This is a genomic window from Curtobacterium pusillum, assembly GCF_013359865.1.
Lineage (GTDB): Bacteria > Actinomycetota > Actinomycetes > Actinomycetales > Microbacteriaceae > Curtobacterium > Curtobacterium pusillum.
Map to the genome: position 1 here is coordinate 1 of NZ_JABMCE010000043.1, position 22,555 is coordinate 22,555.

Consider the following 22,555-nt stretch of genomic DNA (forward strand, 5'->3'; position numbering starts at 1 on the left):
CCGCACCGCGCCTCCAGGCCCGCCCCGCGACCGCTGACCCGCGCGCCCGCGCGCCCGCGCGCCCGCCCGCTCGCTCGCTCGCCGCTCCATCCCGGCAGCGCCCGGCTTGTCCCGCGAAGTTGTCCCGTGAAGTTGTCCCGCGAAAGCGACAGTCCCCCGCGGATGTTCCCGCGGGGGACTGTCGCTTTCGCGCGTTGGACCTACTTCTTGACCGAGCCCTGGATGGCGCTCTGGTAGACGGGCTTGTTGTCGCCGTCGAACTTGTAGATGCCGATGTAGGCGCTCGACGGGTCGTTGCCATCGTCGAACGGACCGATGCCCGAGGGTCCCGTGTAGTGGATGTCCTCACCCTTGCCGAGCAGGGCCTTGCAGTCCTTGAACGTCGAGCACTCGGTGCCCCCGTCGGCTCCGGACACCGCGGCCATGTTGGCCTGGATGGTGCCCGAGTCCGTGCCCTTGCCCTTCACGGCGGCGAGGGCTGCGAGGACGGTGGCGTCGTACGACTCCGCCGCGTACGAGTAGTCGGCGAGGTCCTTGCCCGACGACTTCTTGTAGTAGGCCGCGAGCTGCTGCTTGAACTCGGCCTTCGGCGAGGCGCCGGGGATGGTGCCCTGAGCACCGGTGAGGGTGCCCTTGTCGAAGTCCTTCGAGTAGTCGGCCGTGTTGCCGTCCGACATGTAGATCTTCGACATGTCCGCGTTCTGCGACTTCAGCTCCGGGATGATCGACTTCGTCTCGTCGAACGCCAGGATCACGATCGCGTCGGGCTTCGTGGCGAGCGCCGCGGTGACCTCGGACGAGAACGTCGTCTGGCCGGGCGGGAACTCCTGGCCCTTGCCCTTGCCGCCGTACACGACGGATCCACCGGAGTCCTCGATCGCCTTCTGGACCGTGTTGCGCAGGCCGGTGCCGTACGTGTCGTTGAAGACGAGGAACGCGACCTTGGCGTTGCCGTCGCCCGTGACGAGCTGGCCGAGCGCGGAACCCTGCACCGAGTCCGGCGGAGCGGTCCGGTAGTAGTACGACGAGTAGCCGGACAGGTCGGACGCGGTGTTCGCGGGGGAGATCTCCACGATGCAGTTGCTCGTGAGCTGGTCGATGACGTTGAGCGTGACGCTGGAGGACTCGGCGCCGATCGCGACCGGCACCTTCGCGTTCACGAGCTTCGTCGCCGCCGAACTCGAGACGGTCATGTCGTTGCTGTCGCCGGAGTCGGTGGCGGGGTCGATCGAGACGTCCTTGTCGAGCACACCACCGGCGGCGTTGATGTCCTGCACCGCGAGGCCCACCCCGGACTCGGCGGGCGGGTTGAGGTACGCGAGCGAACCGGTGAGCGGGAGGATCGTGCCGATCTTCAGCGCGTCGGTGCTGGGGGTGTCGGGGGCCTTGCAGCTGGCCGCGGGGTCCTTCTTCGCCCCGCTCGACGCGGACGAGGTCTGGGAGGCGCTGCCGGTGGTGGAACAGGCGGCGAGCAGGAGCGCTGCCGCTCCCGCCACTGCCAGTGCCGTGGTGGCACGGGTGGTTCTGATCATCCGTGGAGCCCTTTCTCTGCGCGGAACCTCGGTTCCGCTGGGGATGTGAGAGAACGTAGGGTCCCGGTGTTTCAGCCGCGTGACGGGGCGGTACGCAAAGTGTTTCGTTACCCAGCCGTGACGCTGCCGCGTCTCGGGACCGTCGGGACGTCTCGCGCCCGACGGATGGTCCGGTAGGCCGTCCTGGAGGCGCGGCGTACGTTCCCCCGCATGAGTGACTTCCAGCCCACCAGGGCAATCATCACCGGCTCTGAATCCGGGATCGGCCGCGCCACGGCCGTCGCGCTCGCCAGCGCCGGCATGGACATCGGCATCACCTACCTGTCCGAGCCGGAGCGCGCCGAAGCGACCGCCGCCGAGGTCCGCGAGCTCGGTCGGCAAGCGTACGTCGAGCAGATCGACGTCTCCGACCTGGCGACCGCGGGCGCGGTCATCGACCGGCTCGTGGAGCAGCTCGGCGGCGTCGACGTCATCGTCGCCGACGCCGGGACGGGCGACAACGCACCGTTCCTCGAGATGACCCTCGACCAGTGGCGACACACGGTGTCCACCGACCTCGACGGTGCGTTCGTCACCATCCAGGCGGCGGCGAAGCACATGGTCGCCGCGGGGAACGGCGGGCGGATCATCGGGATCACGAGTGTGCACGAACACCAGCCGCGCTACGGGTCCAGTGCCTACGACGCCGCGAAGCACGGACTCGGCGGCCTGCTGAAGACCGTCGCGATCGAACTCGCGCAGTACGGCATCACCGCCAACGCCGTCGCCCCGGGGGAGATCGCGACCCGGATGACCGGAGCCGAGGACGAGGACCCGCAGACGATCGACCGACCCGGGGTCCCGCTCGGTCGGCCCGGGAACGCGTGGGAGATCGCCGCCGCGGTGGCGTTCCTGGCGTCGCGAGCGTCGTCCTACATCACCGGGGTGTCGCTGCCGGTCGATGGAGGCATGCTGCAGATGGGGCCGCACGGCGGCAGCCACATCACGTCGAACGACTGGCGTTCCGCCTAGCGCGCCCCGGGGGGCGGGGCCGGGATCAGCGGCTGTAGTTCGGCGCCTCGACGACCATCTGGACGTCGTGCGGGTGCGACTCCTTGAGTCCCGCCGGCGTGATCCGGACGAACTTGCCGCGGGCCTTGAGCTCCGGGATCGTCCGTCCGCCCACGTAGAACATCGACTGCCGTAGGCCGCCGACGAGCTGGTAGACGACGTTCGACACGGAGCCGCGGTACGGCACCTGGCCCTCGATGCCCTCGGGCACGAGCTTGTCGTCCGAGGGGACGTCGGCCTGGAAGTAGCGGTCCTTCGAGTACGAGGTCTTCTTGCCACGGGTCTGCAGCGCCCCGAGGGAGCCCATCCCGCGGTAGGCCTTGAACTGCTTGCCGTTCACGAACACGAGGTCCCCGGGGGACTCGTCGGTGCCCGCGAGCAGGGAGCCGAGCATGACGGTGTCGGCGCCGGCCACGAGGGCCTTCGCGATGTCGCCGGAGTACTGCAGACCGCCGTCGGCGATGACCGGGACACCTGCTTCGCGAGCGGCGAGCGACGCCTCGTACACCGCGGTGACCTGCGGCACACCGACGCCGGCGACGACGCGGGTGGTGCAGATCGACCCCGGTCCGACACCCACCTTGACGGCGTCGACGCCCGCGTCGATGAGCGCCTGGGCGCCCTCGCGCGTGGCGGCCTGACCGCCGATGACGTCCACGCCGGCGAACGCCGGGTCTGCCTTGAGTCGTCGGACCATGTCGAGCACGCCCGCGCTGTGGCCGTTGGCGGTGTCGACGACGAGGACGTCCACGCCGGCCTCGAGCAGGGCGGTCGCGCGCTGCCAGGCGTCGCCGAAGAAGCCGATCGCGGCACCCACACGCAGACGACCGGCGTCGTCCTTGGTGGCGTCCGGGTACTTCTCGCTCTTGTCGAAGTCCTTGACGGTGATCAGGCCCTTGAGTCGGCCGGACTCGTCCACCAGGGGGAGCTTCTCGATCTTGTGCTCGGCGAAGATGGCGACGGCGTCGTCCGGGTCGATGCCGACCGGAGCCGTGATGAGCGGCGCCTTCGTCATGACGTCGCGGACGAGGGTCGTCTGGTGCTCGAACGGTGCCACGAAGCGCATGTCGCGGTTCGTGATGATGCCGACGAGGGTGCCGTCGCCCTCGACCACGGGCAGGCCGGAGACGCGGAACTGTCCGCAGAGCGCGTCGACCTCGGCCACGGTCGCATCCGGAGTCGTGGTGACGGGGTTCGTGATCATGCCCGACTCGGACCGCTTGACCTTGTCGACCGCGGCGGCCTGGTCGGCAATCGACATGTTCCGGTGCAGGATGCCGATGCCGCCCTGACGGGCCATGGCGATCGCCATCCGGGACTCCGTCACGGTGTCCATCGCGGCGGAGAGCAGCGGCACGTTGACCGTGATGCGCTTGGTGAGCCGGGAGGCGGTGGACGCCTCGCTCGGGATGACGTCGGTGTACCCCGGCAGGAGCATGACGTCGTCGTACGTGAGTCCGATGAATCCGAACGGATCCGGCTGGTCCATGGGTCCCCTTCGTGGGCGAGGTGAAGTGGTCGAGACACCGGGAACGCTGCGGCGGGTTCCGGATAGACCATGGTAACGCGCACGCGCCCGTCCGCATTCCGTCGGGCGGGCACTCGTGGACCAGCCAGGAGGCGCGGTGCGGCACCGCCGGTCGGCTTCCTGTGGGTCTTCCTCCACAACGTCACGGTTGCGGCACGAATCACACAGGGAACGTGATGGAAACACGGGTGTCACACAATCCCCCTAGCGTCCTCGTCATCCGAACGAGAGGCTCTTCCGTGGGATCCATCACTCCTCCGGGACCTGTGCTGCTGCGCGGGTTCCGCCTCCGCCGGGGGCGCCGGCGAGCGGTCATCCTGGCCGTCCTCGTCGCCGCGTTCCTGGCGACCTTCCTGATCGACTGGGCGGTGACGCTGCCGGCGGTCGGCGCCACCCCGGCCCCGACCGCGAGTGCCTCGGCATCCGCGAGCAGCGCACCCGCCGACACGGCACCCGCCAGCACCCAGCCCTGCACCGTCAGTCCGACCAACGGCTGCATCCAGGGCACCATCACCGACTCCGACCGCGAACCGGTCGAGGGCGTCGACGTCGACGTCACCGGCCCGGACGGGTTCTCGCGGACCGCGACCACGGCCGACACCGGTCGCTGGTCGGTGAGCGTGACCCAGGCGGGCAGCTACACCGTGAGCGTCGACCAGAGCACGCTGCCGAAGGGCCAGTACCTGACGAACGCGGCAGACGCGAAGCGGAAGGTCACCGCGAACCTCAACCAGAACGTCGGGCAGATCTTCCAGCTGTCCGACCAGCGGGGCGTGACGACCACCGACGACGCGACGAGTGTGACGCCCCAGCGGGCCTGGCAGCAGTTCGCGTCCGGCATCCGGCTCGGGCTCCTCATCGCGCTCGCATCGGTGGGCCTCTCGCTCATCTACGGCACGACCGGCCTGTCGAGCTTCTCGCACGGCGAGCAGGTGACCCTCGGCGGTCTCCTCGCCTACCTCTTCGCGAACCAGCTCGGGTGGAACATCTGGCTGACCGGCGTCGTCGTCACGCTCCTGTGCGCGGCGACGGGGTACCTGCAGGACGCCGCGATCTGGCGTCCCCTGCGGCGCAAGCGCATCAGCCTGACGCAGCTCATGATCGTGACGATCGGTCTGTCGATCGCCGCCCAGTACGCGTTCCAGTACTTCTTCGGCGCCTCGACCGTCCGCATCCAGCAGGGCAACCCGGAGACGATCGCCTTCGCCGGGGTCACGCTGACGGTGCAGTCCTACGTGGCGATGGCGATCGCACTCGTCGTGCTCGTCGCCACCGGGCTGTTCCTCGCGAAGACCCGGTTCGGTCGGGCCACCCGGGCGGTGTCGGACAACCCGGCCCTCGCCAGCGCCTCCGGCATCGACGTCGACCGGGTGATCCGGTTCGTGTGGACGCTCGCCGCCGGCCTCGCGGGGCTGTCCGGGGTGATGCTCGGCCTCGTGCTGAACGGCGTGAACTGGCAGACCGGGCTCCAGCTGCTGCTGCTCATGTTCGCCTCGGTCACCCTCGGCGGGCTCGGCACCGCCTACGGGGCACTCGTCGGCTCGATGATCATCGGCATCGTCGTGGAGCTCACGAACCTCGTCCTGCCCGGTGACTTCAAGTACGCCACCGCGCTCGTGATCCTCATCCTCATCCTGCTGTTCCGGCCGCAGGGCATCTTCGGTCGTGCCGAGCGGATCGGCTAAGGGAACGCCGCCATGGACTACATCCTCAACCTGCTCTCCTCGCTCAGCCAGGAGGCGCTCGCCCCGACCACGGCCGCGTTCGCGCTCGCCGCGATCGGCCTCAACGTCCACTTCGGACTCACCGGACTCGTCAACATGGGCCAGGCGGCGTTCCTGCTGCTCGGCGCGTACGGCTTCGCCATCTCGATCACCCACGGCCTGCCGTTCGTGATGGCGGTGCTCGTGGCGCTCCTCGTGGCCATCGTGTTCGCGATCATCCTCGGCATCCCGACCCTGCGGCTCCGCGGCGACTACCTGGCGATCGTGACGATCTCCGGCGCCGAGATCATCCGCATGGTGGGACGCTCGAGCCTGCTCACCACGACGACCGGCGGCTCGAACGGCATCACCGGCTCGAGCTACCGCGACCCGTTCAACGCCCTCAGCCCGCTGCCCGACGGCACGACCACGATCCTGTGGTTCACGTACTCGAACAACGGCGTCAACGGCTGGTGGATCCGCATCGTCGCCTGGGGCCTCGTCGCCCTGTTCACCCTCGTGCTCTTCCTGCTCATGCGGAGCCCGTGGGGTCGTGTCGTGAAGGCCATCCGCGAGGACGAGGACGCCGTCCGGTCCCTCGGCAAGAACGTCTACTCGTACAAGATGCAGGCGCTCGTCTTCGGCGGCGCGCTCGGAGCCCTGGCCGGCATCGTCTACGTCCTGCCGAGCTCGGTCCAACCGGACGCGATGGGCCGTTCGATGACGTTCTTCATCTGGACGGCGCTCATCCTCGGCGGTGCGGCGACGGTCTTCGGCCCGGTACTCGGCTCCGTGCTGTTCTTCGTCGTCCGCCTCGCGATCCGCACGCTCGCGGGCGACTTCATCCCGAACTCGATCATGAACGCGCAGCAGGCGGAGCAGTTCTCGTACGTGCTCGTCGGCGTCGCCCTCATGCTCCTCATCGTGTTCCGCCCGCAGGGCCTGCTCGGCAACAAGAAGGAGCTGACGTTCAGTGTCTGAGACGTACGCCCACACGAAGTCCGACCCGATCCTGGTCGTCGACGACGTCACCCGCCGGTTCGGCGGCATGACCGCGGTCGACGTGGACCACCTCGAGGTCCAGCGCGGCTCGATCACCGCCCTCATCGGGCCGAACGGCGCGGGCAAGACGACCTTCTTCAACCTGCTCACCGGGTTCGACAAGCCGAGCCCCGGGGCGTCGACGACGTTCGACGGCGCCCGACTGCAGAAGACGAGCGCGACGCACATCGCGAACAAGGGCATGGTCCGTACGTTCCAGCTCACCAAGGCGCTCGGCCGGCTGACGGTGATGCAGAACATGCTGCTCGGCGCCCGCGACCAGCCGGGCGAGAACTTCTTCGCCGCCCTGGTCAAGCCGGTGTGGGCGAAGCGCGAGCGGGAGATCACGGCGAAGGCCGAGGAACTCCTCGCCCGCTTCAAGCTCGACACGAAGGCGGACGACTACGCGGGATCCCTGAGCGGCGGGCAGCGCAAGCTCCTCGAGATGGCCCGGGCGCTCATGTCCGACCCGACGATGATCATGCTCGACGAGCCGATGGCCGGCGTGAACCCGGCGCTGACGCAGTCGCTGCTCGGGCACATCCAGTCCCTCCGCGACGACGGCATGACCGTGCTGTTCGTCGAGCACGACATGCACATGGTCCGGCACATCTCGGACTGGGTGGTCGTGATGGCCGAGGGCAAGGTCGTGGCAGAGGGACCCGCCGACACCGTGATGGACGACCGCGCGGTCATCGACGCCTACCTCGGGGCCCACCACGACACCGACCTCGGCGACGACTCGCTCCTCACCGAGGAGACCTACGAGGACCTGGCCGAGGAAGTAGCGGAAGAAGACGAGCAGGAGGCGACCCGATGACCGACGCAAGCGACCCCGTGAGCCCGAGCCGCGCCTCCAGGCCGGAAGCGCCGCAGGCGGGCGCGACCACGCTGGAACGAGAGCCGGTGCTCAGCGCGAAGAACCTCGTCGCCGGCTACCTGCCGGGGGTGAACATCCTCAACGGCTGCGACCTCGACTGCTACCCGGGCGAGCTCATCGGCATCATCGGCCCGAACGGCGCCGGGAAGTCGACGCTCCTCAAGGCCCTGTTCGGCCTCGTGTCCATCCGCGAGGGCTCGGTGACCCTGCAGGGCGACGACATCACCAACCTCAGGGCGAACAAGCTCGTCCAGGCCGGCGTCGGCTTCGTCCCGCAGACGAACAACGTGTTCCCCTCGCTCTCGATCGAGGAGAACCTGCAGATGGGCCTGTACCTGCGGCCACGGAAGTTCGCCGAGCGGCTCGAGGTCATCTACGACCTGTTCCCCGTCCTCGGGCAGCGCCGCAACCAGCGCGCCGGTTCACTGTCCGGCGGCGAACGGCAGTCCGTCGCGATGGCCCGGGCGCTGATGATGGACCCGAAGGTGCTGCTGCTCGACGAGCCCTCCGCAGGACTGTCGCCGGTGCGGCAGGACGAGACGTTCATCCGCACACGCCGGATCAACAAGGCCGGTGTGTCGATCGTCATGGTGGAGCAGAACGCGCGACGCTGTCTGCAGATCTGCGATCGTGGGTACGTGCTCGACCAGGGGAGGAACGCGTACTCGGGCACCGGGAAGGAGCTCGCCGACGACCCGAAGGTCATCGAGCTGTACCTGGGGACGCTCGCCAAGGACGTCGACGCGGCGCGGTAGCGCCCGTCGGCACGCGGGTGCCGCTGTGGGGGCGGTATCCGCACCGAGAGGGGTCGTGCGAAGTCGCTGATGCGCCGCACGGCCCTTCTCCCACTGCGTGCGGGCGCGGGATCGGCTCCCGTCGCGCAGGATCGACGGCCTGGAGGCGCGGCGCACCCCCGCCGGGTCGGTATCGTTCCCCGGGTGCGGACTCCCGGCCCCCTCGTGCTCGACGCCCTCGTCTGGCTGGTCTTCGCCGCGCTCTTCGTCGGGGCAGCCCTGCTCGTGAAGGTCGCCGCCGCGCTCCTCGGCGTCCTGATCGTGCTGGCGCTCCTGCTCGGCCTCGTCCTGCGCACGCTCCGCAACCGCCGCGGGCGACGGACTCGCTGACGACACTCACCGCCGGCGCACCCACCGTGCGATCCCGCTCGCGCGCCGCTGCTGCACCGACCGCCCGGGTCACGCGGACGACGCGACCGGTAGGCTTGCCGGGTGAGTGAAGTCGAGATCGGTGCTGGCAAGCGCGGACGTCGGGCGTACGCGTTCGACGACATCGCGGTGGTCCCCTCGCGGCGGACGCGTGACCCGCGTGACGTGAGCGTGCAGTGGTCGATCGACGCGTTCACGTTCGAGTCGCCGATCCTCTCCGCCCCGATGGACTCCGTCGCCTCCCCGGCCACGGTCATCCAGATGGGCAAGCTCGGCATCCTCGGCGTGCTCGACCTCGAAGGGCTCTGGACCCGGTACGAGGACCCGACGCCGTACTACGACGAGATCAAGACGCTCACCGACGGCAACGTCACGAAGCGCATGCAGGAGATCTACTCCGAGCCGGTCAAGGCCGAGCTGATCTCCGCGCGCCTCGCCGAGATCCGCGCGGCCGGTGTCCCGGTCGCCGGGTCGCTCAGCCCGCAGCGCACGCAGGAGTTCTCGCAGACGGTGGTCGACGCCGGTGTCGACCTGTTCGTCATCCGCGGCACCACGGTCTCGGCGGAGCACGTCTCGCAGAACACCGAGCCGCTCAACCTCAAGAAGTTCATCTACGAACTCGACGTCCCGGTGATCGTCGGCGGTGCCTCCACCTACACGGCGGCGCTGCACCTCATGCGCACCGGTGCCGCGGGCGTGCTCGTCGGCTTCGGCGGCGGTGCGGCCTCGACCACGCGTGCCGCGCTCGGCATCCACGCCCCGATGGCCACGGCCGTGGCGGACATCGCGGGCGCTCGCCGCGACTACATGGACGAGTCGGGCGGCCGCTACGTGCACGTCATCGCCGACGGCGGACTCGACACCGCCGGCGACGTGGTGAAGGCGATCGCGATGGGCGCCGACGCCGTGATGCTCGGCACCGCGCTGGCCCGTGCGACCGAGGCGCCCGGTGGCGGGTTCCACTGGGGCGCCGAGGCCCACCACCCGGAACTGCCGCGCGGCCGCCGGGTCGAGGTCGGCACGATCGCCCCGCTCGAGAACGTCCTGAACGGCCCGACCCCGACGTGGGACGGCCGCGCGAACATCGTCGGCGCCCTGCGTCGGTCGATGGCGACGACCGGATACTCCGACGTCAAGGAGTTCCAGCGAGTAGAAGTGGTCGTGGCGCCGTACCACCAGCAGTGACGGTGGCACCCGGGCGGTTCCGCTCCGGGTGACGCCTCGGCGCTGACCGTGACACGGAGGCGACGATGGCGAAGAGCAGCACCACCAGCACGTCCAGCGCGACCAGGCCGGCTCGCGCGGAGAACGCCGCGCCAGGGGTGGGGTTCGATCCGGCGACGAAGCTCGGCCCGGACGAACGGCTCGCGGCGATCGAGGCCCTGAAGACGAAGGAGCTCGACGTCCTGGTCATCGGCGGCGGGATCGTCGGTGCGGGCAGTGCGCTCGATGCCGTCACCCGTGGCCTGAGCGTCGGCATCGTCGAAGCCCGCGACTGGGGCTCGGGGACGTCGAGCCGCTCGTCGAAGCTCGTGCACGGGGGCATCCGCTACCTCGAGCAGCTCAACTTCGGGCTTGTCCGCGAGGCCCTCATCGAACGCGGCCTCCTGCTGCAGCGGATCGCCCCGCACCTGGTGAAGCCGGTGCGTTTCCTCTACCCGCTCAACCACCGCGTGTGGGAGCGGTTCTACATCGGCATCGGCATGGCGATGTACGACGCGTTCAGCTGGTCGGGCGGGCGTCCGCCGGGGGTCCCGCACCACCGGCACCTCAGCCGCACGCAGGTCCTGCGGTCGATGCCGTCGCTCCGGAAGGACGCGTTCGTTGGCGGCATGACCTACTACGACGCCCAGGTCGACGACGCCCGCTACGTCGCATCGCTCGTGCGGACCGCTGCGTCGTACGGGGCGCACGCCGCCAGCCGGGTCCGGATCGAGGGCTTCATCCGGGTCGGGGAGCGGGTCGTCGGTGCCCACGCGCACGACATCCAGACCGGCGAGAAGTTCGACATCAGGGCGAAGCAGGTCGTCAACGCGACGGGCGTGTGGACCGACGACACCCAGGCGATGATCGGCACCCGCGGCCAGTTCAAGGTGCGGGCGTCGAAGGGCGTGCACCTGGTCATCCCGCGCGACCGGTTCCAGTCGAACATGGGCATGATCCTCCGCACCGAGAAGAGCGTGCTGTTCGTGATCCCGTGGGGCCGGCACTGGCTCGTCGGCACGACGGACACCGACTGGTACCTCGACAAGGCGCACCCCGCGGCGACCGCTGCGGACATCGACTACATCCTCGAGCACGTCAACAAGGTCCTCGCGGTGCCACTCACCCGCGAGGACGTCGAGGGCGTCTACGCCGGGCTCCGGCCGTTGCTCGCGGGGGAGTCCGACCAGACGTCGAAGCTCAGCCGCGAGCACGTCGTCGCGCACACCGTCCCGGGGCTCGTGGTCGTCGCCGGTGGGAAGTGGACGACCTACCGGGTGATGGGCAAGGACGCCATCGACGAGGCCGTCGCCGCGATGGACGGGAAGATCCCGGGCTCCACGACCGAGGACATCCCGCTGCTCGGTGCCGAGGGGTACCCGGCCGCCTGGAACCGACGCGGGCGCACGGCGCGGTCGTTCGGGGTGCACAAGGTCCGCATCGAGCACCTCCTCAACCGGTACGGGACGCTCGCGACCGAGGTCCTGCGCCTCGTGAAGGAGGACCCGTCGCTCGCCGAGCCGCTCCCCGGCGCCGACGACTACATCGGTGCCGAGGTCGTGTACGCCGCCTCGCACGAGGGTGCGCTGCACCTGGAGGACGTCCTCGCCCGTCGCACCCGCATCTCGATCGAGGCCTGGGACCGCGGCGAGTCCGCAGCGCCGGTCGCCGCGAAGCTCATGGCGGACGTGCTCGGCTGGGACCAGGAGACCACCGAGAACGAGGTGTCGAACTACCTCAAGCGGGTCGCCGCCGAGCGGGAGTCGCAGCTCCAGCCCGACGACGAGTCCGCCGACCGGGTGCGACTCGAGGCGCCGGACATCGCGTTCGGTTTCGACGAGGACGACGTCGTCGTCGGTGGTGGCCGGAGCTCCGGCGCCGAGGGCGCGAAGGCGTCGGACGAGCAGGTCATCGGCGAGAAGACGAGCGAGCCGAAGTAGACCCGCTCAGAGCCGGACGGGAGGCGCGCCGCGGGGGCGCCGCGCGCCTCCCGTCCGTCAGACCGCTAGCGTCTCCGACGCGGTGCGGCGCGCCCGCCGGCGCTCGCCGACCACGAGCACGACCGGGATCGCGACCAGCGCGATCACGCTGGTGACGTAGAGGACACCGGCCCAGATGGTGTGGTCCTCGCCGCCGACGCCGTAGCCGTCGGCGACGTCCATCCCGAGTTGGAACCCGGAGCCGAAGACCTGGACCGCTCCCGCCGCGACGATCCCGAGCATCCACGCCGCGACGAAGTGCACGTCGGTGCCCCGGACCAGCGTCACCACCGCGACCGCCACCGCCAGCGCCACGCCGATCCCGGCCGTGACGACCACCGCCACGACGTCCGACCGCACGTCGAACCCCTGCCGCTCGAGGTGCCCGTAGATCGCGCCGAGCGACGTGCCCGGCACCGCGCCGAGCGGATCGAGGACCAGTGCGTTCACGGCGAGCAGCGCCGCGTACGCCGTGACGACCAGTACGCCGACCATCGCGACCACGATCCGTGTCCACCCCATCCGCAGACCATAGCGGGCGGAATGTGCGGGAGCACCCGGTGGTTATCATCGGGGTACTCGAAAAGGGAGCCATCATGGTCGACGTCCATCGCGTCAAACTCCCCGGAGTCGGCGTGCTGCACAGCTTCTACACCGACGACGGTGGCAAGTGCGGTGTCATCACGCACCGGTCGGGTCACTCCGACCTCATCTCCTTCGCCGACATCTCGGACGGCGCCGACAAGTCCGACAAGGTCTCGCTGCGCCTCAGCGAGGACGAAGCGCACACCCTCGCGGAACTCCTCGGCGGCACCCGGATCACCGAGGGCCTCGACAAGCTCGACGAGATCCCGGGCCTCAGCATCGACTGGTTCTCGGTCGACTACGACGACGCCATCGCGGGCAAGCCCCTCGGCGACCTGCACGACTCCGGCTTCATCGGCCTGACCGTCGTGGCGGTCGTGCGCGGCGACAGCGCCAACCCGGCTCCGTCGTCGGACTTCGTCGTGTTCCCGGGCGACACCATCGTCGTCGCGGGCGCCCCCGAGAAGGTCGCCAAGGCGTTCTCCTTCTACCGCAGCGGACAGCTCGCGGCGGCGGCTGCCGAGGCGCCGCCGGGGAGCTAGCGGATGCACCTGGGTGGTGAGCTGCTGACCATCGGCGGCCTGTTCCTCATCGCCTACGTCCTCGGACGACTGGGCAAGACCATCGGTCTGCCCGCGATCCCGATCTACATGATCGTCGGGCTCATCGCGAGCCCGCACACCCCGTGGATCGGGCTGAACGTCGAGTCGCACACGATCGAGCTCATCGCGACGTTCGGGCTCATCCTGCTGCTGTTCAACCTCGGGCTCGAGTTCGACCAGGAGGAGTTCTACGGCAACGCCGGCAAACTCCTCGTGTCGGGTGGCACGTACGTCGCGATCAACATGGGCATCGGGTTCGCCTTCGGGTTCTCCCTCGGCTGGGGCACGCGCGAGGCCCTGATCATCGCCGGCATGACGGCGACCTCGTCGAGCGCGATCGTCACGAAGCTCCTCATCGAGCTGCGACGTCTGGCGAACGACGAGACGCCGATGATCCTCGGTGTCACGGTGATCGAGGACGTCTTCATCGCGATCTACCTCGCGATCGTCTCCGTGGTGCTCTCCGGCGACACGAACGTCTGGGCCGTCGTCGGCAAGCTCGCGCTCGCGTTCGGGTTCCTCGTCGTGATGTTCACCCTCGCCCGGTTCGCGGGCAAGTGGGTGTCGCGGATCTTCGCGACCCGTGACGACGAGCTGTTCACCGTGCTGTTCTTCGGCCTCGCGGTCATGTTCGGCGGCATCGGCGACCTGCTCGGCGTGACGGACGCGATCGGCGCGTTCGTGATCGGCCTGCTCTGCGGGGCCACGCGCTACCGCGATCGCATCGAACAGCTCGCGCTCCCGATGCGTGACGTGTTCGCGGCGTTCTTCTTCGTGAACTTCGGCCTCGGGCTCGACCTGTCGACGTTCGGGGAGGTCCTCTGGCCGGTGCTCGGCGCCATCGGGATGACCGTCGTGCTCAACGCCGTCGCCGGACAGCTCGTCGCACGGATGAACGGCTTCAACGTGCAGCAGGGCATCAACACCGCCGTCATCCTGGTGAACCGCGGCGAGTTCGCGCTGATCCTCGCGACGCTCTCCGCCGCCGCCGGCCTGGAGGCGCGGATCACCGCGTTCGCGGGCCTCTACGTCCTCGTCATGGCCGTCCTCGGACCCGTGCTCGCCGTGAACTCGGATCGCATCGGCCGCCTCGTGGTGCGGCCCGCCCGCCTCGCGCGGCTGCGCGCGCGCCTCGGCGGTCGGCGTGCAACCGCGGCGTCCGCCGCAGCCACCGCCCTGCTCGAGGCCGAGTCGGAGGCGGCAGCGGCGCGGAAGGCCGAGCGGGACCGCCAGTTCGCGGAGGAGTTCGCCCTGGTGGAGGCGGCTGGCAGGGAAGAGCGGGAGAATGGGTCTCCGGAGGCGGTGTCCGAACGCCGGACGTCGTCGGTCGAGATCCCAACCGAGCGCCCCGAACGCCCGGTCCGACAGCGCGATCCGGAGTACTGATACGAATGTGGGCCGTAGCCCGACGACCGAGGTGGATCGCGCTGCTGCTGCTGGCGCTCGTGCTCGCGGCGGTGTTCGCGTTCCTGGGCAAGTGGCAGCTCGAGCGGAGCATCGAGAACGGCAAGCCGCTGCCGTCGACCACCGAGACGCGGAAGTCCCTCGACGACGCGATCTCGCCGATGCGCCCCGTCACCGAGACGCTCGCCGGCCAGAAGGTCCGCGTCAGCGGCACCTTCGTCGGCGGCGACACCACGGTGCTCACCGGCCGCAGCGGGGGTGGGACGTACCAGACCGTGGGACACCTGGTGGTCTCGGGAACCGGTGCGAGCCTCCCGGTCGTCCTCGGGTGGTCCGACGAACGGTCGGCCGCCGTCGCCGGGGGTGACCGTCTGGCGGACGGCGCGACCGTCACGGTCGAAGGACGGCTGTACCCGGAGGAGTCGCCCGACCAGGACACTTACGACAAGGGCGAGTACTCGGCCGTCGCGCCCGCCAGGTTCGTGAACACGTGGAAGGCGTTCGACGACCGGATGTACCTCGGGTACGTGGTCGCCGACGGCACCACCGCGAAGGCCGCCGACCTCGGCACCATCGCCGACCGTGCCCCCACGCGCGAGGTCCAGTTCGACTGGCTGAACCTCTTCTACGCGGTCGAGTGGGTCGTGTTCGCCGGGTTCGCGGTGTTCCTCTGGTACCGATTCGTGAAGGACACCTGGGAGCGCGAGGAAGAGGACCGCCGTGAGGCCGCTCTCAGCGTCGACGGGGCCCTCGCCGACCGACGGTAGGATGGCCCATATGGCTCTGACCGTCCGAACCCGCGACATCCCGAAGATCCCGGGCGCGGTGAAGTGGTACCGCGTCTCGGCGTACATCACCGGCGTGCTGCTGCTCGCCCTCGTGGCCGAGATGATCCTCAAGTACACGCCGCTGCACCTCGAGATGCAGCTCGGCGGCGGGGCGTTCTTCGTGCCGGAGGGCACCGCGGGCAAGGAGTCCGGCACCTTCAACCTGTCGATCGGCATCCTCATCGCCCACGGCTGGCTGTACGTGCTCTACCTCTTCACCGACTTCCGTCTGTGGAGCATCATGCGCTGGAAGCCGATCCGCTTCCTGCTCATCGCCCTCGGGGGCGTCATCCCGTTCATGTCGTTCGTGGTCGAGCACCGCATGCAGAAGATCGCCATGGACACCCACCACGAGCTGACCGCTGCCCAGCAGCGTGAGAAGGAGGCCGCTCGGTGAGCGAGACCGAACAGCGTCCCGTCCTCGTCGTCGACTTCGGAGCCCAGTACGCGCAGCTGATCGCGCGTCGGGTCCGAGAGGCGAACGTCTACAGCGAGATCGTCCCGCACTCGATCACGGCTGACGAGATCCGCGCGAAGGACCCGGCGGCCATCGTGCTGTCCGGTGGGCCCTCGTCCGTGTACGAACCGGGAGCCCCCTCGCTCGACGGTGACATCCTCGACCTCGGCGTCCCCGTGCTGGGCATCTGCTACGGCTTTCAGGCCATGGCCTCTGCGCTCGGCGGCGAGGTCGCGAACACCGGCCTGCGCGAGTACGGCGCCACGTCCGTCGACGTCTCGGGCACGGACAGCGTCCTGCTCGGCGACCAGCCGGCGTCCCAGGTCACCTGGATGTCGCATGGCGACTCCGTGGCGAAGGCGCCCGAGGGCTTCGACGTCCTCGCGTCGAGCGCCTCGACCCCCGTCGCGGCGTTCGCGTCCGACGAGCGCAAGCTCTACGGGGTGCAGTGGCACCCGGAGGTGAAGCACTCGGTGTACGGCCAGGCCGTGCTCGAGAACTTCCTGCACCGTGCCGCGGGCCTCCCGGGCGACTGGAACTCGAGCAACGTCATCGAGGAGCAGGTCGCCCGCATCCGCGCGCAGGTCGGGGACGCCCGCGTGATCTGCGGGCTCTCCGGCGGTGTCGACTCCGCCGTCGCCGCAGCGCTCGTGCAGAAGGCCGTCGGTGACCAGCTCACGTGCGTCTTCGTCGACCACGGGCTCCTCCGCGCCGACGAGCGCAAGCAGGTGGAAGAGGACTACGTCGCCTCCACAGGCGTCCGGCTCGTCACGATCGACGCCCAGCAGCAGTTCCTCGACGCCCTCGCCGGCGTCAGCGACCCGGAGCAGAAGCGCAAGATCATCGGGCGCGAGTTCATCCGGACGTTCGAGGCCGCGGCCGAGGCGCTCGTGCTCGAGGCCCGCGCCGAGTCGGCCGAGGGGTCGGCTTCCGGCGAGGTCAAGTTCCTCGTGCAGGGCACGCTCTACCCCGACGTCGTCGAGTCCGGCGGGGGTTCCGGCACGGCGAACATCAAGTCGCACCACAACGTCGGCGGTCTGCCCGACGACATGACGTTCGAACTCGTCGAGCCGCTCCGCACCCTGTTCAAGGACGAGGTCCGCGCTGTCGGTCGCGAGCTCGGGCTGCCCGAGGTCATCGTCGGTCGTCAGCCGTTCCCCGGCCCCGGACTCGGCATCCGGATCGTCGGCGAGGTCACTGCCGAGCGGCTGGAGCTGCTCCGCGCTGCGGACAAGATCGCCCGCGAAGAACTCACCGCCGCCGGCCTCGACCAGGAGATCTGGCAGTGCCCGGTCGTCCTGCTCGCCGACGTCCGGTCCGTGGGGGTCCAGGGCGACGGCCGTACGTACGGGCACCCGATCGTGCTCCGTCCGGTCTCGTCGGAGGACGCCATGACCGCCGATTGGACGCGTCTGCCGTACGACACGCTCGCGAAGATCTCGAACCGCATCACGAACGAGGTCAAGGACGTCAACCGGGTCGTGCTCGACGTCACGTCGAAGCCGCCGGGGACGATCGAGTGGGAGTAGTACTCCTGCGCTGAGGGCCCGGCACGCGTTCTGCGTGCCGGGCCCTCGTGCGTGTGCGGGGACTAGTTGCGGGAGCTGCTCGCGATGATGGCGAGCATGCGCAGGATCTCGAGGTAGAGCCACACGAGGGTGACGATGAGCCCGAAGGCCGCCGTCCACGCGTAGATCCGGGGAGCGCCACGCTGGACGCCCGTCTTGATCTGGTCGAAGTCGAGGACCAGTGAGTACGCCGCCATGATCACCACGAAGATGCCGATCACGACGCCCCACGGGATGCCGAACAAGAAGCTCGGCGCGCTCATGATGCCGAACGTGCCGCTGGTGACACCGGTCCACATGAGGACGAGGTTCACGAGCTGGAACACCATGTAGCCGACGATCGCGACGAGGAAGAACCGGGTGGCCTTTGGCGTCGCACGGACCTTGCCGGATGCGAACAGCGCGAGCGTGATGCCGAAGACGCCGAGCGTCCCGAACACCGCCTGCGGGACGATGCCGCCGAACGCTGCTTGGTAGTAGGCGGAGATACCCCCGACGAACAGACCCTCGAAGAACGCGTACGTCAGCACGAGCGCTGGCGACGGCTTCTTCTTGAAGGTGTTGACCATCGCCAGCACGAAGCCGACGAGCGCCGCGACGATCCAGACGATCGGCGGCAGGTTCCAGCCCGCCACCGCGCCGACGACGAGCACGCCGAACGCCAGCAGCGTCTTGACGATGGTGTCTTCGTACGACATGCGGTCCGTGTCGACCGTGCTGGCCGACGGACGGTCGTACATGTACTGCAGCTGTTCGGGAGTCATCCCGCCCTGCGCCTGCTGCGGCGTCTGACCCCAGCCGGCCTGCTGCTGACCGGCACCGGCGCCCCAGGCGTTCCGGCCGGAGTCGTTGAAGGCGGGGGACTGGTCGAAACCGGGCTTGAAGGCCATGGTGTCCTCTTCCTTGGAGATTCGAGTCCTCTCAGCCTAGGGGCGCTCGATCGCGGAAGGCTGAGGATTCGCGGCGAGCGGACGCAGGTCGTACCGGCCTGGTGAGGAAAGCCTATGGCTGCTCGCTGCACGCCGGGTGGGATCTTCCGAAGGTCGAAGCAGAGGCGACCCGGAAGCGTGGACCGCCGCAGACGCGCCGCGTACAGTCGCGCGCGTGGAGGACCGACGTCCTCGGCGGCGGACGGAGGACGACCGATGAGCGATGTGGACGCACTTCTCGCAGGGCTCGACGAGAGCCGTTCCTGGCGCGAGGACTTCTACCGAGAGCTGCACCGGCACCCGGAGCTGTCGCACTCGGAGACGAACACGGCGAAGCGCATCAGTGACCGTCTGCGCGACTTCGGGTACGCCGTCGTGGCACCGGTGGGTGGAACCGGGGTGGTGGGCGTGCTCGAGAACGGCAGAGGTCGCACGGTCCTGCTGCGAGCGGACATGGACGCGCTCCCCGTCCGGGAAGACACCGGCTTGCCCTACGCGAGCACGGACGAGACCACGGACGACGAGGGAGAGGGGGTGCCGATCTCACACGCTTGCGGGCATGACGTCCACGTCACGTCGCTGCTCGGAGCCGCGGAGCTCTTCGCACGACACACCGACGACTGGAGCGGGACGCTCGTCGCGCTCTTCCAACCGGCCGAAGAGGCGTCCGACGGGGCCCGACAGATGGTCGACGACGGGCTCGGGGACCGTGTTCCGACACCGGACGTCGCGTTGGCGCAGCACGTGCTCCCCTTCCCCGCCGGCCGGGTCGGCACGCGGCCGGGGCCGGTGCTCTCCGCGGCGGACAGCCTGCGCATCACCGTCCACGGACGAGGCGGACACGGGTCGATGCCGCAGGCGACGATCGATCCCGTCGTGCTCGGTGCCCTCATCGTCGTGCGGTTGCAGATGATCGTCTCCCGCGAGATCGCGCCGAGCGAGACCGCGGTCCTCACGGTGGGGAGTCTGCAGGCCGGGACGAAGAGCAACGTCATCGCCGACCACGCCGTGCTCCAACTCAACCTCAGGACCTACAGCACTGCGACTCGCGAACGGATGATCGCCGCCATCCGACGCGTCGTCGCCGCCGAGTGTGCCGCGTCGGGGAGCCCGAAGGAGCCCGAGATCGAGTTCTTCGACCAGTACCCGCTGACCGACAACGACCCGGACACCACGGACTCGGTGGCGCGAGCCTTCCGTGCCCACTTCGGCGAAGCTGCCTTCGAGCTCCCCCAGCAGACCGCGAGCGAGGACTTCAGTGACTTGCCGGACGCGTTCGGGATCCCGTACACGTACTGGGGCATCGGCGGTACCGACCCCGACCAGTACGCGCGAGCGGAGAAGGCCGGCCGGGTCCAGGACGACATCCCGGTCAACCACTCGCCGGCGTTCGCACCGGTGATCCAGCCGACGCTCGACACCGGCACCGCAGCGCTCGTCGTCGCGGCGGCCGAGTTCCTGGGGGTGTGAGCGCGTCGCAGCGGCCGCACGGCCGGGGCGTCGGGCTCCGGTCGCAGCGTTGCGCTACGAGGAGACGTCCGGCGCCTTGGGAGGGCGAGGGGCTCTGAACTGGTAGCGCACCCCGAACACCCGTAGCGCGAAACAGGCGAGCGCTGCCGCCGACACCCAGATCCAGTCGTGCAGCCCGATCGCGAAACAGGTCGCCGTGATCGCTGCGCCGACCGCTGCCGGGATCGCGTAGAAACCACTGCTCAGCACGGATGGCACCTGCCGAACGAGGACGTCGCGGATGGTCCCGCCGCCGACCGCAGTGACGGTGCCGAGGATCACCGATTGGACCACGCCGACATCGGCCTGCATCGCCGTCGCCGCTCCGGTGGCCGCGAACACCGCGAGGCCGACGGCGTCGGCGATGATGACGGAGCGGTTGACGCGCTCGAGGGCGTGCCCCAGGGCGAACGCGACCAGCGCGCCGGCGGCGGCAGCGGCGAGGTACCGCCAATCCCGGAACGTCGCTGGTGGCAGCCGATCGAGGAGGACATCCCGGATCGTCCCTCCCCCGAGCGCCGTGAGCATGCCGAGGACCAGCACGCCGACGATGTCGAGGCGCGCGAACCGCATCGCCGTCAGCGCTCCGTTGAGTCCGAACGCGAATGTGCCGGCGATGTTCAGGACGGTGATGATCAGCGGTTCGGAGTCCATCCCTCGGTCCCATCGGAAGGGGCTGGCGAAACGCCAACGCGTCAAGCCTACGGCCGGGGGTACTGCAGTGCGGTGCCGATTTCCGTTGCACGACCGCCGAGGGTCATTCGGTTCGTGACGCCCGCGGCCGTGGCGCGGCGTGATGCGTCGTTGGCCTGGAGCGCTTCGGTTACCCGCGGCGGTATCCGCCCTTGGTAACGATTCTGTCAATCGGTTGCCAACATCTCGCGGGCTCGACTAGCTTGACCGCTACTACCGGTGCTCAAGTGGCTCTCATGCGACTGGCAATCGGTTTCAACCCGCAGAGCAGCGACGATGCTGCCCGAACCAGGAGCTAGACAATGAAGTTGAGTTCTCGTACAGCAGTCGCGCTCGCCGCCGCGGCCGCGTTGCTCGCCCTTGCCGGCTGCTCGTCAGCGGGCACCGCCAACACGACCGGCACCGGAGGGACGACCAAGGGCGGAACCCTCACGATCGCCGCCGCCGTCGACGTGAAGTCGTTCGACCCAGCCCAAGCCCACATCGGTCACTACCTGCAGTACGACCAGCCGGTGTACGACTCGCTGCTGCGACGCAAGGCGGACGGCACCCTGGTGCCCATGCTGGCGACGAAGTGGAAGTACAACGACGACGACACCGTCCTCACCCTCACGCTCCGCAAGGACGTGAAGTTCAGCGACGGTACGAAGCTCGACGCCCGCGCCGTCAAGACGAACCTGGATCGATTCCGGTCCGGAAACGGCCCGGACGCATCCACGCTCGCGCAGGTGTCCGAGGTCGCGGCAACGGACGCCACGACCGTCGTGATCACCCTGAAGGCGCCGGATCCGTCGCTCCTGGACTACCTCGGCAACGCCGACGGGTTCATCGCGAGCCCGAAGGCCATCGACGCCGGGAACATCGCCACCAAGCCGATCGGCAGTGGCCCGTACACGCTCGACACGTCGAAGACCGTCGCCGGCTCGAGTTACACGTTCGTGAAGCGCGCCGGCTACTGGGATCCGTCCCTGCAGGTGTACGACACGATCGTGATCAAGCCGATCCTGGACAGCACCGCGACGCTGAACGCGCTCATCTCGGGTCAGGTCGACGCCGCGCTGCTGACCGCGAAGACGGAACCGCAGGCCAAGAACGCTGGGTTCACGGAGTACAAGTACGGCACGGACTGGCAGGGTCTCCTGATCTTCGACCGTGACGGCAAGACGGTGCCCGCGCTGGCGGACGAACGCGTGCGTCAGGCGATCAACTACGCCGTCGACAAGAAGACCCTGCTGACCCAGGTCGGAAAGGGGCTCGGCACCGTCACGAACCAGGTCTTCGGACCGACCACGAGCGCGTACGACAAGTCGCTCGACGACACGTACCCGTACGACCCGGAGAAGGCGAAGTCGCTCCTCGCCGAGGCCGGGTACTCGAACGGGTTCACGGTCACCATGCCGACGGTGTCCGGCCTCATCGACCCGGCGCTGCAGGCCGCGATCGGTCAGAACCTCGGCGACGTCGGGATCACCGTGAAGTGGGACAACGTCGCAGCAGCCGACTTCATCGCCGACATCACCCAGGGCAAGTACCCGATGACCTGGTTCTCCCTCTTCCAGGGCTCCCCGTGGGTCGCGTCGAACCAGATCCTCACTCCGAACGCCACCTACAACCCGTTCCACACGACGGATCCGAAGGTCGAGGAGCTGATCGCGAAGGTGCAGTCCGGGTCGGATGCCGACCAGGCCGCGGCCGCGAAGGACCTCAACGAGTACGTCACGGAGCAGGCGTGGTTCGCGCCCTTCTACCGTCCGGACCAGATCTTCTTCACGGACAAGACCACCGTGACGAAGCCGCAGAACCAGCAGGCCGTGCCGTCCATCTACTCGTACGCCCCGAAGGGCTGAGCACCGACTCGGGGATCCCGCTCGCGGGCGGGATCCCCGAACCCTCTCGTCCCAT

At 69.1% G+C, this 22,555-nt stretch carries 20 protein-coding genes; 15 read left to right on the forward strand and 5 right to left on the reverse strand.

Annotated features, from left to right (window positions below; all coding sequences use genetic code 11):
* Positions 1-200 precede the first annotated feature (200 nt).
* The gene (locus tag HP507_RS01335; RefSeq protein ID WP_175350078.1) at positions 201-1,532 is read right to left on the reverse strand and encodes an ABC transporter substrate-binding protein; all 1,332 of its coding nucleotides are present in this window, start codon (positions 1,530-1,532) and stop codon (positions 201-203) included.
* A gap of 210 nt (positions 1,533-1,742) precedes the next feature.
* Here HP507_RS01335 and HP507_RS01340 point away from each other — a divergent pair, with 210 nt between their 5' ends.
* Complete coding sequence (locus HP507_RS01340; protein WP_175350079.1) at positions 1,743-2,543, forward strand: SDR family oxidoreductase; 801 nt, start codon at positions 1,743-1,745, stop codon at positions 2,541-2,543.
* A 25-nt stretch (positions 2,544-2,568) separates the two neighbouring features.
* On the opposite strand, the gene guaB is transcribed toward HP507_RS01340, so the two are convergent.
* A complete protein-coding gene (guaB, locus tag HP507_RS01345; RefSeq protein WP_175350080.1) occupies positions 2,569-4,071 on the reverse strand; it encodes an IMP dehydrogenase in 1,503 nt (500 codons plus the stop codon).
* 278 nt (positions 4,072-4,349) lie between these two features.
* Here guaB and HP507_RS01350 point away from each other — a divergent pair, with 278 nt between their 5' ends.
* The 7 genes from HP507_RS01350 to HP507_RS01380 all read left to right on the forward strand — a co-directional run bounded on the left by HP507_RS01350 (position 4,350) and on the right by HP507_RS01380 (position 12,040).
* Entirely contained in the window at positions 4,350-5,795 is a 1,446-nt protein-coding gene (locus HP507_RS01350; protein ID WP_271207383.1) for a branched-chain amino acid ABC transporter permease, read from the forward strand.
* A 12-nt stretch (positions 5,796-5,807) separates the two neighbouring features.
* On the forward strand, positions 5,808-6,794 hold the full coding sequence (locus HP507_RS01355; protein WP_175350081.1) for a branched-chain amino acid ABC transporter permease: 987 nt from the start codon (positions 5,808-5,810) through the stop codon (positions 6,792-6,794).
* Positions 6,787-7,674 carry an ABC transporter ATP-binding protein gene (locus HP507_RS01360; protein WP_175350082.1) on the forward strand — a complete coding sequence of 296 codons (888 nt, stop codon included), beginning with the start codon at positions 6,787-6,789 and terminating at the stop codon, positions 7,672-7,674. The genes HP507_RS01355 and HP507_RS01360 overlap by 8 nt, the downstream gene beginning before the upstream one ends.
* Positions 7,671-8,489: an ABC transporter ATP-binding protein gene (locus tag HP507_RS01365; RefSeq protein ID WP_254700867.1), complete on the forward strand. Its 819-nt coding sequence runs from the start codon at positions 7,671-7,673 to the stop codon at positions 8,487-8,489. Before HP507_RS01360 ends, HP507_RS01365 begins: the two co-directional genes overlap by 4 nt.
* A gap of 183 nt (positions 8,490-8,672) precedes the next feature.
* Positions 8,673-8,858, forward strand: coding sequence for a hypothetical protein (locus HP507_RS01370; protein WP_175350083.1), 186 nt, complete (start codon positions 8,673-8,675; stop codon positions 8,856-8,858).
* 102 nt (positions 8,859-8,960) lie between these two features.
* Positions 8,961-10,082 carry a GuaB3 family IMP dehydrogenase-related protein gene (locus tag HP507_RS01375; protein ID WP_175350084.1) on the forward strand — a complete coding sequence of 374 codons (1,122 nt, stop codon included), beginning with the start codon at positions 8,961-8,963 and terminating at the stop codon, positions 10,080-10,082.
* Positions 10,083-10,147: 65 nt separating this feature from the next.
* Positions 10,148-12,040, forward strand: coding sequence for a glycerol-3-phosphate dehydrogenase/oxidase (locus HP507_RS01380; RefSeq protein ID WP_217508369.1), 1,893 nt, complete (start codon positions 10,148-10,150; stop codon positions 12,038-12,040).
* A gap of 57 nt (positions 12,041-12,097) precedes the next feature.
* Here the strand turns inward: HP507_RS01380 and HP507_RS01385 are convergent, their stop codons facing one another.
* Positions 12,098-12,601, reverse strand: a complete 504-nt coding sequence (locus tag HP507_RS01385) for a hypothetical protein (protein ID WP_175350085.1) — start codon at positions 12,599-12,601, stop codon at positions 12,098-12,100.
* A gap of 74 nt (positions 12,602-12,675) precedes the next feature.
* Between HP507_RS01385 and HP507_RS01390 the strand changes: the two genes are divergently transcribed.
* Genes HP507_RS01390 through guaA form a run of 5 tightly spaced genes read left to right on the forward strand, consistent with a single transcriptional unit; the run spans position 12,676 to position 17,483 of the window.
* Complete coding sequence (locus HP507_RS01390) at positions 12,676-13,206, forward strand: cation:proton antiporter regulatory subunit (protein ID WP_175350086.1); 531 nt, start codon at positions 12,676-12,678, stop codon at positions 13,204-13,206.
* 3 nt (positions 13,207-13,209) lie between these two features.
* On the forward strand, positions 13,210-14,652 hold the full coding sequence (locus HP507_RS01395; protein ID WP_175350087.1) for a cation:proton antiporter: 1,443 nt from the start codon (positions 13,210-13,212) through the stop codon (positions 14,650-14,652).
* A gap of 5 nt (positions 14,653-14,657) precedes the next feature.
* Positions 14,658-15,437 carry an SURF1 family cytochrome oxidase biogenesis protein gene (locus tag HP507_RS01400; RefSeq protein WP_175350088.1) on the forward strand — a complete coding sequence of 260 codons (780 nt, stop codon included), beginning with the start codon at positions 14,658-14,660 and terminating at the stop codon, positions 15,435-15,437.
* Between the two features lie 10 nt (positions 15,438-15,447).
* Positions 15,448-15,894: a DUF3817 domain-containing protein gene (locus HP507_RS01405; RefSeq protein WP_246328193.1), complete on the forward strand. Its 447-nt coding sequence runs from the start codon at positions 15,448-15,450 to the stop codon at positions 15,892-15,894.
* Positions 15,891-17,483: a glutamine-hydrolyzing GMP synthase gene (gene guaA / locus HP507_RS01410; RefSeq protein WP_175350090.1), complete on the forward strand. Its 1,593-nt coding sequence runs from the start codon at positions 15,891-15,893 to the stop codon at positions 17,481-17,483. Before HP507_RS01405 ends, guaA begins: the two co-directional genes overlap by 4 nt.
* A 62-nt stretch (positions 17,484-17,545) precedes the next feature.
* Here the strand turns inward: guaA and HP507_RS01415 are convergent, their stop codons facing one another.
* Entirely contained in the window at positions 17,546-18,412 is an 867-nt protein-coding gene (locus tag HP507_RS01415) for a Bax inhibitor-1/YccA family protein (RefSeq protein WP_175350091.1), read from the reverse strand.
* A gap of 255 nt (positions 18,413-18,667) precedes the next feature.
* On the opposite strand from HP507_RS01415, the gene HP507_RS01420 reads away from it, so the two are divergent.
* On the forward strand, positions 18,668-19,921 hold the full coding sequence (locus HP507_RS01420) for an amidohydrolase (RefSeq protein WP_175350092.1): 1,254 nt from the start codon (positions 18,668-18,670) through the stop codon (positions 19,919-19,921).
* Positions 19,922-19,975: 54 nt separating this feature from the next.
* Here the strand turns inward: HP507_RS01420 and HP507_RS01425 are convergent, their stop codons facing one another.
* The gene (locus HP507_RS01425; protein ID WP_175350093.1) at positions 19,976-20,614 is read right to left on the reverse strand and encodes a trimeric intracellular cation channel family protein; all 639 of its coding nucleotides are present in this window, start codon (positions 20,612-20,614) and stop codon (positions 19,976-19,978) included.
* Between the two features lie 341 nt (positions 20,615-20,955).
* On the opposite strand from HP507_RS01425, the gene HP507_RS01430 reads away from it, so the two are divergent.
* A complete protein-coding gene (locus HP507_RS01430) occupies positions 20,956-22,500 on the forward strand; it encodes an ABC transporter substrate-binding protein (RefSeq protein ID WP_254700868.1) in 1,545 nt (514 codons plus the stop codon).
* Positions 22,501-22,555 lie beyond the last annotated feature (55 nt).